This window comes from Streptomyces sp. NPDC002088 (assembly GCF_040296605.1).
Classification (GTDB): Bacteria; Actinomycetota; Actinomycetes; order Streptomycetales; family Streptomycetaceae; genus Streptomyces.
Genome location: NZ_JBEOXO010000016.1, coordinates 81,741 through 94,880 on the forward strand (window position 1 = coordinate 81,741; position 13,140 = coordinate 94,880).

The following is a 13,140-nucleotide window of genomic DNA, read 5'->3' on the forward strand; positions in this document are numbered from 1 at the left end:
TGATCCGCGACGCGGACGGCGCGCTGCTCCGAGGTGCGTCAGACGCGGCGACCTGTGTCCAATCCGGACCCTCCTCGCCGAAGCCGGTGACATCGGCGTAGATCAGCCGGGGATCGAGGGGGGCCAGAGCGTCGTATTCCAGGCCCAGCTTCTCGCGTGTCCGCGGCGGGAAGTCGGTCACCAGCACATCGGCCCCCGGCAGGCGGCACCCTGCGGCACCTGCGCGACCCGCGGGCGCCGAGGCGGAGGAAGATCCCCGGGCCAGAACAGGACGACTGACGGTGCCGGCGGACGCGGTCAGCTGCCGCAGGCGCACCCTGCAGCAGCTCAACGCCGCCGTCTCAAGGAGGTAGCGGCGGCTGTCAGGGGCGGACGAGGACGAGGCCGACCTTGCCGGGTCGCACCGCGTGTTCCACGGCGTCGGCCAGCTCGCCAAGGCCGTATGCGGCGGCCACGTCGAACTGGTCCTTGAGCCCCAGCGCGATCTGCTGTGCGGTGGCGATGTCGGATGCCCGCCTCTCGGCGGAGGCCTCGGACAGCCACCGGCCGATGTTCTTGCCCCGCAGCGTCAGTGACTTGTTCAGCAGCGTCGACGCATGCACCGAGATCGGCTCCTCGGCGATCAGCCCGTAACTGACCAGTTTCCCGCCCGGCGTCAACAGGTCCAGAAGGCTCTCCGCCAGCTTCCCGCCGATCGGGTCGAGGGCCACACTCACCGGACGGCCACCGGCTGCCTCGCGGACCTCGTCGGCCCAGCCCGGATGCTCTGTCGACACGACCGGCACGTCCGGGAACCGCTTGCGCAGCTCGGCGGCACCGCGCTCGCTGCGGACGACGTTGACGAGCGCCAGGTTGTGGAACCGGGACACGCCCGTCACCAGCCGCCCGACCGACGAGCCTGCGGCGGTCTGCACCAGACAACCGTCGTATCCGAAGGCCAGGTGCTCCTGCGCCTCACGGCGCAGCATCACCGTGGTGAGCGGGTTCGCCAGCAGTTGCGCGGCGATCTCGTCCGGCAGCTCGTCCGGTACGGCGACAACCACTTCGGCGTCCGCCACGATCCACTGGGACCACGCCCCCGGCTGGGGGAAGACCGTTACACGGCCGCCGACCTTGACACCCGGCGCCACGCGCGTTCCCGGGCCGATCGCCTCCACCACGCCGGTGGCTTCCACGCCGGCCGGAACCGGCTGTGCAGCCTTCCCCGGGTAGGCCTCGATGGCCTGGAGATCACCAGGGTGCACCGTGAAGGCCGTGGTGCGGATGAGGACCTGGCCGCGCTCGGGCGCTGCCGGCTCCGGCTCCTCGATGACGGTCAGGACGTCGGCGGGCAACCCGCCACGGGTGTGGACGACACGACGGTTCATGATTCTGCTCCTGCGCGCTGGTGTGGGGGGCTTGGCCGGGGCGTCAGCCCGGGGTCCTGCAGCAGCAGGTGCTTTCCGCCAAGAGTGCTCCACAGTTCTCGACGGCCAGTCGTGGCGACGGCCAGGTCGAGGAGTTCGCCGCTCATGGGCCGGTGAACAGGTCGGCGTGCGTCCGGACGTAGTCCGCCAATTCCGAGGGGGGCCGCCCGGTGACCCGCTCCACACCGTCCGCCCTGCGGTCGTACCGGTTCTCCGCATGAAGGCGGGCCATGGTGGAGATGTGCTGGAAGACGTGCTCCGGCAGCCCCAGCGGCCTGAGATCGTGGTCGATCCACTCCTGCAGGGGGACGTCACGGTAGCCGACCGGTCGGCCCAGGACTGCCGAGACCTGCGCCGCCATGGCGGTGATGCCCTCCGAACGGGGACCGGTCAGCTCATAGATCCGCCCGATATGCGGAGCCGGGTCGGCCAGGACCTCCTCCACGACCGCAGCGACGTCGCCGGCCTGCACCGGGGAGGTCTTCGCCTCACCGAAGGGCAGCCTGATGGTGCCCGTCTTCGCGATCGAGGAGAAGCCGACGCGGAAGAGCGGGTTCTCCAGGAACACGGTGGGCCTGATCTGGACAACGGGCAGGCCCGACCAGTCGAGGACCTGCTCGACCAGCCACTGCTGCCGCTGCTGGCCCGACTCGGAGGTGTGGGTGAAGTCCATCTCGGCGACGGTCAGCTGCGACATGTTCACGAACACCTCCAGGCGTCCGTACGCGCGCGCGACGGCCGCCGCCGTCAGGGCCGCCTCCAGGTACTGCGCCGACACGCCCATGCCGAAGTACATCCGCCCGCAGCCGTCCAGGGCGCCGGCGACCTCGCCTGCACGCGTCAGGTCTGCGACCACGACCTCGGCGCCGGTCGCCCGCAGCGCCTGTGCGCGATCGTCCTCACGACGTACGGCGGCTCGGACGGGCAGGCCGCGTCGCCGAAGGCCCTCGACGACGGAACGTCCGACGGCGCCGACACTGCCCGCGGCGCCGGTCACCAGGACGGGCAGCGTACTGGCTCCCTGGGGGCGGTCCATAGCGGCAGCCTGCGGCGCACACGGCCAGGACGCAACCGGAGCCATCGTTCGACAGGTCGGGCTTCTCCGCGACCACCGACGCTGGTGTGGCGGGCAGGTCGAAGGGGAGTCGACCCTCGAGGTGGGCCCTGCCGGTCAGGGCGTCCAGGAGGGCCTCGTCGGACAGGCCGAAGTGCGCCACGAGGCCGGTCACCTTGTCACGGATGTTCGTGAGGATGGCGGGGCGGTCGAGCTGGACGGCCCGCGACCGAGGGGATTCCCGCCATCTGTACGGCGCGGACGGCCTGATAGTCGGCGTTGGGCGGACTCCAGCAGCCGTTGGACCGGCTCGCGGCAACGGCATACAGGCCTGACCTGGACGAGCAATCTACTCAGTGGAATGACATTGCGCCCAACAAGCAAAGCAAGAGCCGTGTCGCGGTCGACGGCCGCAGCGCTGTGCGCAGCGCATAAACATCTGACTCTCTGTCAGTTCTCGCATTTCTCTCTCAGCTCTCCCAGTCCGGTGCGTGACAGTCGTGACCTGTTCGAGATCAGGGCCCGGGTGCCACAACCCCTGCCCCTTCCCGACTGAAGGAAGCCATGTCGCCCACCCCCACCGTACGGCTCTCACCATCGACGTCTCCGGCCGGACCGCCGGCTGGCGTCCGACGCGGTGCTGCCGACTTCCGGGTGGCTGCTGTGGGGGACGTGGCTGATCGTGTGCGCGGCCGTGTTCTCGACCCAGGAGGGCATCTTCCACCCGTACTACACCACCCTGCCGGCTCCGGCGGTCCCCAGCCTGGTCGGTGGCATGCTCGCCGCGCTGATCCGGGCGCAACGGGCCGGGCTGAGCTGGGCGCCGGCGGTCGGTGCGGGCGCAGTCTTGCTGCGCCGCGCTCGCCCTGCTGCTCTCCCGCCGCAACGCGCGGCTCCTCAGGGCCGGGGCCAGCGCCGCGGTCGTATCACTGCTGCTGGCGCCCGGGGTGTGGGCGGTGAGCGTGCCGACCGGGTCGTCGAACGCGATGGCGGGTCGAATCCGACGGCCGGGCCCTCGGGCTTCGGCGGCTTCGGCGGCGGCATGTCGCGCACGGGCTCCGGCGGCCAGAGGGCGCCGGGTACGACCGGGCTGTCCGACGACGAGCAGCCGCCCGGCATGCCTGAGATCCCCGGCGGTCAGCAGGGCTCGGGCGGCTTCACCAATATGGACGACACGCCGTCGATCGCCCAGCTGGAGAAGTGGACCAAGAACGGGGAGCTGCGGTACATCCTCGGCTCGGACGATTCCCGCGGCGCAGGCATGGGAGCGCCGGGCACGACGGGCAGCGCGGCCGAGAAACGCTCCAAGTGGATCTCCGAGAACTGCGCCAAGGTCCCCGCGTCGACGTATGGCGGCAGCACGTCGTCCCAGCAGGACAATGGCACTGCGATGCCTATCGGAGGTGGCACGGTGCTCTACGACTGCGCCGCCCGCTGAACAGCGACAGAACGGACCACACAGCACGATGACCGAGCAGCCCGCGGACAAGCCGCAGCACAGGCTCCTCGTGGTCGAGGACGAACCCAGCATCCGCACCCTGCTCGAATCCGCCCTCCGGCTGACCGGATACGAGGTGAGCAGCGCGGAGAACGGCCAGTCCGCGCTCGTGGAGATCGAACGCTCGGCACCGCACCTGGTCCTGCTCGACGTGATGCTCCCCGACCTGGACGGCTTCGAGGTCACCCAGCGGCTGCGGGCGGCCGGGAACGACGTACCCGTCCTGTTCCTGACCGCCCGCACCGACCTCGACGACCGCCTCAAGGGACTGAAGTCCGGTGGTGACGACTACGTGACGAAGCCGTTCAGCATAGAGGAGGTGCTGCTGCGCATCGAGGCCATCCTGCGCCGCACGGCCCCCGGGATCGAGTCGCTCGTTCCGGAGTCCGTGCTGCGTTACGCCGATCTCGAACTCGACGAGAGCGCGCACGAAGTGCACCGCGCCGGGCACTACGTCTCGCTGTCGCCGACCGAGTTCAAGCTGCTGGCCTATCTGCTGGCCAACCCGGGCCAGGTGCTGAGCAAGGCGCAGATCCTCGACCACGTGTGGAGCTACGACTTCTCCGGGGACGCCCGCATCATCGATACGTACGTCAGATATCTGCGCAAGAAGATCGACAGTTTCGACCCGCCGCTGATCCATACCGTGCGCGGTGTCGGCTACTGCCTGCGGCTCCCCCGAGAGGCCGGCGGGGCGGGAGAGCAGTGAAGCGGCTCCGCCACCCGAAACGTCTGCTGCCGCGTTCACCGGGATCGCTGCGGCGACGGCTCGTCCTGGGCGTGACCGTGCTGGCCACGGTCGCTGTCCTGGTCTCCCAGTTCATCGGTTACACGGTCCTGCGCTCCTGGCTGATGGACCGCGTCGACCAGCAGCTCACCGAATTCCACCCGCCGGACCCCGCGTATTTCGACGCGCTGAAGAAGATCACTACCGACAAGCCCCCCGGTGCCCTGCCCTCGGACTTCCGCGTGTACTTCTACGACGCCTCGGGGCGCCGCATGGACAACTCGCTCGGTTCCGGCACCAAGCCAGGTCCCCGGCTCGCGGACTCGGTGTCACAGCTCGGCCTGCGAGACGGCCATCCCGAGACGGTGGACGCCGTCGGCGGCGACGGCCGCTGGAGAGTGCTGTTGAGCTCCGGCCCGGACGACATGAACTCCGTCGTGGCCCTGCCCCTGGACACGGTCGACGGCGCCACCTCCAAGCTCCTCTGGCTCAACGTCACCCTGCTCGTCATCACCGTCGCCGCCCTGCTCGCACTCGGCCGCTGGGTCGTCCGGCTCGGCCTTCTCCCGCTGACCCGCATGGAGCACACCGCCGAGCGCATCAGCGCGGGGCAACTCGACCTCCGGCTGTCCGACACCGACCCACGGACCGAGATCGGCCGGCTCGGCCGGGTCCTGAACAGCATGCTCGAGCGGCTGCACAAGGCGCTCGGGGAGCGCGAGGCCTCCGAGGCGCGCATGCGCAGGTTCGTCGCGGACGCCGGCCACGAGCTGCGCACGCCACTCACCGCCATCCAGGGCTATGCGGAGCTGGCCCTGCGCCCCGAGCACCGCCCAGCCGAGGAACAGCACAAGGCCAACCACCTGATCGCGCAGAACGCGGCACGCATGAGCCTGCTCGTCGACGACCTTCAGCTCCTCGCCCGGCTGGACCGGGAACCCTCGTACCGCAGGGAACCGGTGGACCTGCTCTCCCTGGCGGCGGACGCCGTACGGACCGCCGCCCTGCATGGGGCGAGCCATCCCGTCGATCTCGGCCCTTTGTCGGATCCGACAGGGGGCAGCGAGCTGGAGGTGGTCGAAGCCACGGGCGATGCCCACCGGCTGGGACAGATCCTCGAGAACCTCCTCGCCAACGCCCGCGTCCACACTCCGGCCGGTACCCGTGTCCACGTACGGGTGGGCGCGACCCGGGTGAGCGCCGCCACCTGTGGAACCGACCGCCCGGGCCGCACCAGCGCATCACCTCCCCTGCCGCTCGGCACGCCGGTCGGCGTCGTGGAAGTGGCCGACGAGGGGCCGGGCCTCACGGCTCAAGACGCCCAGCACGTCTTCGAACGCTTCTACCGCGCCGACCCCTCCCGCTCCCGCGCACACGGGGGAAGCGGGCTGGGCCTCTCCATCGCCGCCGCGATCGCCGAGGGCCACGGCGGCCGCCTGGAACTCGACACCGCACCGGGCAAGGGGTGCACGGTACGCCTGGTCCTTCCGGGCCAGCGGGCCGACACCTGACGCAGGGGGCAGAAGGCACAACCGCGGGCGGGGGCTCAGCCGGTGGGCGACAGCCGGATCGGCCCCGGCAGGGTTCCGCCCGTGGCTCCTTTCCTCCGCCACATGCAGGGCACTCAACAGGTCATCTCGGCGGTGCCGTGTGCGCGTTCCCTCCCCCCGAAGCATCGAGTTCACCTTTTGGCCACCTCAGGTTCCCCGGGAATTACCTCACAATTCTCAGCGACCTCTCACATGCCATCTGTTTCGTGTGCCGTGTCGCCCGACCGGGCCGTACGACGAAGGAGGCGCATGGTGGTACTGCCGTTGACCACATGGCGGAAGTCCCAGAGCCAGGAGGATCCAGCGGAGGGAGCTCAGGCCCCAGCGGAAGAGGAGCCGCTGCACGTGGCCAGTCGGCTGCACTCGTTCAATCGGTTCGAGCTGAAGTACCTGGTTCCGGTCGATCAAGCGGCTGAGATCCGCGACGAGCTGGCCGAGCGGATGGACGCCGACGACCACAGTCCGGTCGGCGGGTACGGCGTGTGGAGCCTGTACTACGACAGCCCTCAACTCCAGTTCTACTGGGAGAAGATCGAGGGGCTGAAGTTCCGTCGCAAGCTGCGCATCCGGCACTACGGGAACCTCGACGGGGTCACCGACGACTCGATGGTCTGTGTGGAGATCAAGCAGCGCGTCAACCGGGTCACGCAGAAGCGGCGCATCATGCTCCCCTACGGCGTGGCGCGGCAGTTGTGCGACGACCGCGAGATGGTGGACCACTCGCCGAAGGAGCGCGCCTTCATCCACGAGGTGCTCGATCTCGTCGTACGGACCAACCTGCGGCCTGCCGCCATCACCGGCTACCAGCGTGAGGCACTCGTCGGCCGGGCCGAGGACACCGGCCTGCGGGTCACCTTCGACCGGCGGATCCGCGGCCGTGACCGGGACTTCCACTTCGGCGTCGAGACGGCGGAGAACCGGTTCACCATCCCGCCGCACCTGTCGGTGATGGAGATCAAGGTCAACGAGCGCACCCCGTACTGGATCACCGACCTGGCCGCGCGGCGCAATCTCAGCCTGATCCGGGTCTCGAAGTACGTGCAGTCCATCGAGGCGTTCGGACTCGCACCGCGTTCGATCTTCCACATCAATGAGGCGGACTATCCCCCGCCCACCCCCATTGAAAAGCAACCGCTGGAGCAGCGGTCGGCGCAGCTTGATGCGCCGTTGAAGGCAGGAGCACAGTGAACTTCGATCTACAGGAACTCAGCGGCACGTTCAGCGTGGCCGATGTCGTGGCGGCGATGGCGTTGTCGTTCATCCTGACGACGCTGATCGGCTACACGTACCGGTACACGCACCGCAACGTCTCCTACAGCCAGTCCTACGTGCAGACGCTGATCATCGTCGGCATGATCGTCGCCCTGATCATGCTGATCGTCGGGTCCAACCTGGCCCGCGCGTTCTCCCTGGTCGGCGCGTTGTCCGTGGTCCGTTTCCGCAACGCGGTCAAGGAGACCAGGGACGTCGGCTTCATCTTCCTGGCCATGGCGATCGGTATGGCCTGTGGTGCCCGCTTCTACACGCTGGCCGCGGTCAGCGCCGTCGTGATCTGCGTCGTCATCCTGATCATGTTCAAGTTCAACTGGTTCGCGCTCAATGTGGCGCGTCAGGTCGTCAAGGTCCAGGTCCCGGCCGGGGACGACTACACCCCGCAGATCCGTGACGTGCTGATCAAGTACACGAGCGAGTTCGAACTGGTGAGCACCGAGACCATACGCGGCGGCGCGCTCAGCGAGGTCTTCTACACCGTGCGCCTGAAGAAGGGCGCCGAGCCCGGCGACCTGGTCAGTGCCCTGCAGGAGCGCACGTCCGGCCAGCGGGTCACCGTCCTGACCGGTTACGACACGACGGACCTGTGATGAGCGGCGAGACCCCCGCGCGGCGCAGGCGGCGGCTGCGGGACCGGCTGCCCGTACGGCTGCGTCACCACTGGAAGCCGGCCGCGGCGCTGGGCGTCGGGCTCGCCGCGATGGTCGCCTTCCTCGGCGACGCGCGGATATCCCCGTACGTCACATCGTCCTCGCGCGCCGAGGCGGACGCCATCACCGACAACGTCCAGGGGACGGTGGACCTGTACGACACCTCGGTGTCGCACACGATCCAACTCACCTATCAGCAGACCGACTTCAACAAGATGATGAAGGAGTTCAAGGACGACGGCACCAAGGACTACATCGAGGCCGACCTCACCATCGACGGGGTCTACCTCAATGACGTCGGGATCCGCCTCAAGGGCAACTCCACCCTGTCGTCCCTGCGCGGCAAATCCGGCGGTTTCCCTGGTGGCGCCGGTGGCGCGCAGGGCGCTCCGGCCGGCGCCACCGGCGGCCAAGGTCAGAAGGCGGACGGCGCCGCGGCCGCCGCCGGCGGCATGGGCGGCATGGGCGGCATAGTGCAGTTCAACCTCTCCGCGAAGAAGCCCGAGGAACTGCCCTGGCTCGTCAAGATCGACGAGTACGTCGAGGGCCGCGCCTACCAGGGTGAGCGGGAGATCTCGCTGCGCCCCGGCAGCAACAGCCAGGTCCCGGTCAACGAGGCGCTGTCGCTGAAGCTGACCACGGAGAGCGGGCAGAAGGCCGAGCGGTACGCCTTCACCAAGGTGAAGGTGAACAACCGGCCCACCGCCACCCGCCTCATGGTCGAGGCACCCGACACGGACTACGCCAACGACGTCGCCGACGGCAACGGGGTGCTCTACAAGGCGAAGGCGAGCGGCAGCTTCGAGTACCGCGGTGACGACCCCACCGACTACGAGAGTTCCTTCAAGCAGCTCAACAAGAAGGGCAGCCAGGACCTCGAACCGGTGATGAAGCTCATCAAGTGGGCCAACAGCGCCTCCGACGAGGAGTTCGCCCGCGACCTCGACAAGTACGTCGACGTCGACTCGCTCGCCACCTACCTTGCCGCGCAGAACCTGCTGCTGAACTTCGACGACATGGCGGGCCCCGGCAAGAACTACCTGCTGTGGTACGACCTGGACACCAAGAAGTTCTCCGTACTGGGCTGGGACTACAACCTGACCTTCAGCGGGGACGCGACGGCCGGCCCTGACGACTCGATCAGCATGGGCGGCGGCATGCCGGGCGGCGGCGCAGCCGCTGGCGGCACCCAGGGCGGCGACGCAGCCGCTGGGGGCATGCCCGAGGGGATGCCTTCAGGGATGCCTTCAGGGATGCCGGAAGGTGTGCCTGGCGGAGCGGCCGGCGGCGGCCAGGACGGCGGTGCCGGCCAGGCAATGCCCGGTCAAGAAGGTGGTGCGGACACAAAGGGGGGCCAAGGGTTCTCCATGGAGCACGTCCTGAAGACCAAGTTCCTCGAGTCCGACGCCTTCGACGGCATCTACAAGAAGGCGTACCGCGAGCTCTACCAGAAGTTCTACGGCTCGGGCGCGGCGGCGAAGGACCTGAAGGACGTCGCGGAGCAGGCGCGCTCAGCGGGCGCCGACTCCAAGGCTCTGGACACCGCGGTGTCCAAGCTCGAAAAGACCGTCGCGGAACGCACCGAGGCGCTGGCGAAGGACAAAGAGGTGACCGGCTGACCTGCCACGCCCGGACACGCGTTCCCCGCATTCTTCGGAGGAGCCGTGTCCGGGCATCGGCGCCCCTGCAACCCGCCCCCAGCGAAGGAGGTACCCATGCCTGCCGCCCCGTCCACTCACGCGCCTGCCGGACACACCGTGCTCGTCGTCGAGGACGATCCCAGCATCCGCGCCCTGCTCACCTCCGCTCTTCAGGCCGCCGGCTACGGGGTGGTCACCGCCGAGACCGGTCAGGCGGCCATGTTCGAGGTGGGCAGCAGCCAACCCGACCTGATCGTGCTGGACGTGGGCCTGCCCGACACCGACGGCTTCGCCGTGACCCGTCATCTCCGAGCCGAGGGCGTCTACACACCCGTACTCTTCCTCACGGCCCGCACCGACGTCGAAGACCGCATCATCGGGCTCAGCTCCGGTGGGGACGACTACGTCACCAAGCCCTTCCACGTGCAGGAAGTCCTGCTGCGGATCCGCGCCGTCCTCCGGCGCACCGAAATGCACCCCGCCGAGAACAGACGGGCCCCACTGCGGTACGCGGACCTGGTACTCGACGAGCAGACGCACGAGGTGCGCCGGGCAGGCCTGCCCATCCGGCTGTCACCCACCGAGTTCCGGCTGCTGGCCTGCCTGTTGGCACAGCCGGAACGCGTGCTGGACAAGAAGGAGATCCTGTCGCGGGTCTGGCACTACGACTTCGCCGGCGACGCCCGCATCGTCGACACCTACGTACGCAATCTGCGGCGCAAGATCGACCGTGTTCCGCCGTACTTGATCCAGACGGTGCGGGGTGTGGGCTACTGTCTGCGAGCCGCCGAAGGCGAGCCGGGAGCGGTGGCGCTGTGACACGGTGGCCGCTACGGATCGGCAAACCGCGCTCGCTGCGCGTTCGACTGGTCCTCGGTACAACCTTGCTGGCCACCGCGGCGGTTCTGCTCTGCCAGGCCGCGGGGCTCGCCATGCTGCACAGTCGGCTGACGGCCCAGGTCGACGCTCGGCTCACCCGGTTCCAGGTCGTTCCGCAGTTCTACCAGTACGCGATCGACGCGGCATCGACGCGCGGTGAGACTGCCCGAAGCCCGCTTCCCTCGGACTATCGGGTCTACTTCTACGACAGCAGCGGCAACAGGCTCGCAGCGTCGTTGGGCGGCGACGAAGACAGTTCCGGACCACTCCTGCCGCAGTCCGAGACATCGCTGAATCTGGCCGACGGCCGCCCTGCGACGGGTGCTTCGAGCGACGGGAGCAGCCACTGGCGGGTGATCGCGAGGGCGGGTCCCGAGGGGGCCCGGGTAGTGGTGGCTCTGCCCCTGAAAGCGGTGGACGACGCAACGTCGACCATGCTGTGGTTCAGCCTGATCGTCGGGCTGGCCGTGGCGGCGGGTTTCGTCGTATTCGGCAATGTCGCCGTCCGTGTGGGGCTACGCCCACTGGTCCGGGTCGAGCGCACGGCACGGCGCATCGCCGACGGCGAGTTGGAGCTGAGCGTCTCCGACGGCCCGACCGTCACGGAAGTGGGGCATCTCGGCCGCGCCTTGGACACCATGCTGGAGCGGCTGCGGACGGCACTGCGCCGTTCCGAGGCGTCCGAACAGCGGCTGCGCCGCTTCCTGGCGGACGCCGGCCATGAACTGCGCACCCCGCTCACCTCCCTCCAGGGTTTCGCCCAACTCCTGGTGGGGGAACCGGAGATGAGCCCGGCTCGGCGACACGAAGCGCACCAACTGATGGTGCAGAACGCCGAGCGCATGAGCCGTCTGGTCGACGACCTGTTCCAGCTGGCCAAGCTCAGTGACGAGCCGGTCGTACGACGGGAACACATGGACCTGCTCTCCCTGGCCGCCGACAGCATCACGGCCGTCGCCCTGCGCCACCCCGACCAGCACATCGGACTCGGCGCGCTCGCCACTCAGGACGGCGGTCCCGCCACGTCGGAGCTCGACGCCGTCGAAACGTACGGCGACCCTCATCAACTGGGTCAGATCATCACCAATCTGCTCGTCAACGCCTGCGTCCACACCCCTTCCGGGAGTCGGATCCAAGTGCGTGTCGGCACCCTGCGTGTCCGCCCCGGCGGCGCGGGCACGGACCGTCCCGGCCGGACGAGTGCCGGCCTGCCGCTGCGCCCGGGGACCGAAGTCTGCGTCATCGAGGTCGCCGACAACGGCGCCGGGCTCGCAGCACCGGACGCGCAGAGGGTGTTCGAACGCTTCTACCGGGCCGAATCGACGCGCAGCTCCGGATCCGAACCCGGCACGGGTCTGGGACTGGCCATCGCCTCGGCCATCGCCGCCACACACGAGGGGCGCCTGGAACTCGACACCCGGCTCCAGCAGGGGTGTACGTTCCGACTCCTCCTTCCGTGCAAGGCAGTTGCCGTTGCCGCGGGACAGGAGGAGCCACCACTCCCCCTCGCCGCACCTGCGCCCCTGTCCGACACATTCCACTTCCTAGGAGGCCTCAGGTGAAGCTCGGCACCGTGAGACTGGGCCGCGGCCACACGGCTGCTGCCCGGCTGCAGAAGCAGCACTGCGTACTCCTGCCCTACAGCGATGTCGGCGCCCTGATCTCCTCGGGCACCGACTGGCAGGAACGGGCCGCCGCCGACACGGGGGAACGCTGTCGACTGACGGAGATCTCCCACACCTCCCTGATCCCGCGACCGGCAAACGTCGTTCGCGTCGAACCCAACTACGCCGCCCGCCTGCGGGAGACCGGTGGGCCGAGCCCCGCCGTCCCCGGATTCTCCGTCCTCCACAGTTGCCGTCCCGTCGGCGCCCACGACGACATCCGCCTGCCGGCCACCGGCGACGACATGGACTGGGGTGCGCAACTGGGCGTGGTCGTCGGACGTCGCGCCCACGCAGTGGCGGCCGAGAAAGCCCTCGGCCATGTGGCCGGCTACACCGTGATCAACGCTGTCGCCGTCCGCGACGGCCGGGACCGAACCCTTACGAGCGGAGTCAACGATCGCCCCGACGTCGGGATCGCTGTGGGACCCACCATGGTCACCACCGACGACACACCCATGGCCGGCCGCGGCCTGGCGGTCAGCTGTCTCGTCGATGGATGGGTCAGGCGGAAGGGCAACACCTCGGACCTGCTGTTCGACGTCGCCACGATCATCGCCCACGTGAGCTCCGCCGTCACGCTCCAGCCCGGTGACCTGATCGCCACGGGAATACCGGGGCCGACAGGCACCGGCCGGGGCCCCAGGGTGACCCTCGAGACCGGACAGGAACTGGTCGCCACGGTCAAGGGCGTCGGCGAGCTGAGGAACATGATCGTCTGACACGGCGCACCGGCAAGGGCGGCCGAGCCCGAAGAAGCTGGGCTTCTTCGGGACTCAGCGGGCAGACGCAGCGGAGAG

Annotated in this window: 11 protein-coding genes and 1 pseudogene; 9 read left to right on the forward strand and 3 right to left on the reverse strand. The window is 69.0% G+C overall.

Going from position 1 to position 13,140, the window contains the following annotated elements; translation table 11 throughout:
• Positions 1-52 precede the first annotated feature (52 nt).
• From ABT114_RS29950 to ABT114_RS29960, 3 genes and pseudogenes are all read right to left on the reverse strand, one after another.
• A pseudogene (locus ABT114_RS29950) lies at positions 53-316 on the reverse strand (CoA transferase); the annotation flags it as partial.
• Positions 317-362: 46 nt separating this feature from the next.
• Positions 363-1,367 (reverse strand): zinc-binding dehydrogenase, encoded by a 1,005-nt coding sequence (locus ABT114_RS29955; RefSeq protein ID WP_351145997.1) that lies wholly within the window; start codon positions 1,365-1,367, stop codon positions 363-365.
• Between the two features lie 142 nt (positions 1,368-1,509).
• Positions 1,510-2,442, reverse strand: coding sequence for an NmrA family NAD(P)-binding protein (locus ABT114_RS29960; RefSeq protein ID WP_351145998.1), 933 nt, complete (start codon positions 2,440-2,442; stop codon positions 1,510-1,512).
• 655 nt (positions 2,443-3,097) lie between these two features.
• Between ABT114_RS29960 and ABT114_RS29965 the strand changes: the two genes are divergently transcribed.
• The 9 genes from ABT114_RS29965 (at position 3,098) to ABT114_RS30005 (ending at position 13,062) form a co-directional block, all read left to right on the forward strand.
• Positions 3,098-3,898: a mannosyltransferase YkcB-related protein gene (locus tag ABT114_RS29965; protein ID WP_351145999.1), complete on the forward strand. Its 801-nt coding sequence runs from the start codon at positions 3,098-3,100 to the stop codon at positions 3,896-3,898.
• Between the two features lie 28 nt (positions 3,899-3,926).
• Complete coding sequence (locus tag ABT114_RS29970) at positions 3,927-4,667, forward strand: response regulator transcription factor (protein ID WP_351146000.1); 741 nt, start codon at positions 3,927-3,929, stop codon at positions 4,665-4,667.
• Positions 4,664-6,196 (forward strand): sensor histidine kinase, encoded by a 1,533-nt coding sequence (locus ABT114_RS29975; RefSeq protein ID WP_351146001.1) that lies wholly within the window; start codon positions 4,664-4,666, stop codon positions 6,194-6,196. Before ABT114_RS29970 ends, ABT114_RS29975 begins: the two co-directional genes overlap by 4 nt.
• Positions 6,197-6,580: 384 nt before the next feature.
• Positions 6,581-7,423 (forward strand): polyphosphate polymerase domain-containing protein, encoded by an 843-nt coding sequence (locus ABT114_RS29980; protein ID WP_351146002.1) that lies wholly within the window; start codon positions 6,581-6,583, stop codon positions 7,421-7,423.
• On the forward strand, positions 7,420-8,097 hold the full coding sequence (locus ABT114_RS29985; RefSeq protein ID WP_351146003.1) for a DUF4956 domain-containing protein: 678 nt from the start codon (positions 7,420-7,422) through the stop codon (positions 8,095-8,097). Before ABT114_RS29980 ends, ABT114_RS29985 begins: the two co-directional genes overlap by 4 nt.
• Positions 8,097-9,776, forward strand: a complete 1,680-nt coding sequence (locus ABT114_RS29990) for a CotH kinase family protein (protein WP_351146004.1) — start codon at positions 8,097-8,099, stop codon at positions 9,774-9,776. Before ABT114_RS29985 ends, ABT114_RS29990 begins: the two co-directional genes overlap by 1 nt.
• Positions 9,777-9,872: 96 nt before the next feature.
• Entirely contained in the window at positions 9,873-10,616 is a 744-nt protein-coding gene (locus ABT114_RS29995; RefSeq protein WP_351146005.1) for a response regulator transcription factor, read from the forward strand.
• A 65-nt stretch (positions 10,617-10,681) separates the two neighbouring features.
• The gene (locus ABT114_RS30000; RefSeq protein ID WP_351146006.1) at positions 10,682-12,238 is read left to right on the forward strand and encodes a sensor histidine kinase; all 1,557 of its coding nucleotides are present in this window, start codon (positions 10,682-10,684) and stop codon (positions 12,236-12,238) included.
• The gene (locus ABT114_RS30005) at positions 12,235-13,062 is read left to right on the forward strand and encodes a fumarylacetoacetate hydrolase family protein (protein ID WP_351146007.1); all 828 of its coding nucleotides are present in this window, start codon (positions 12,235-12,237) and stop codon (positions 13,060-13,062) included. Before ABT114_RS30000 ends, ABT114_RS30005 begins: the two co-directional genes overlap by 4 nt.
• Positions 13,063-13,140 lie beyond the last annotated feature (78 nt).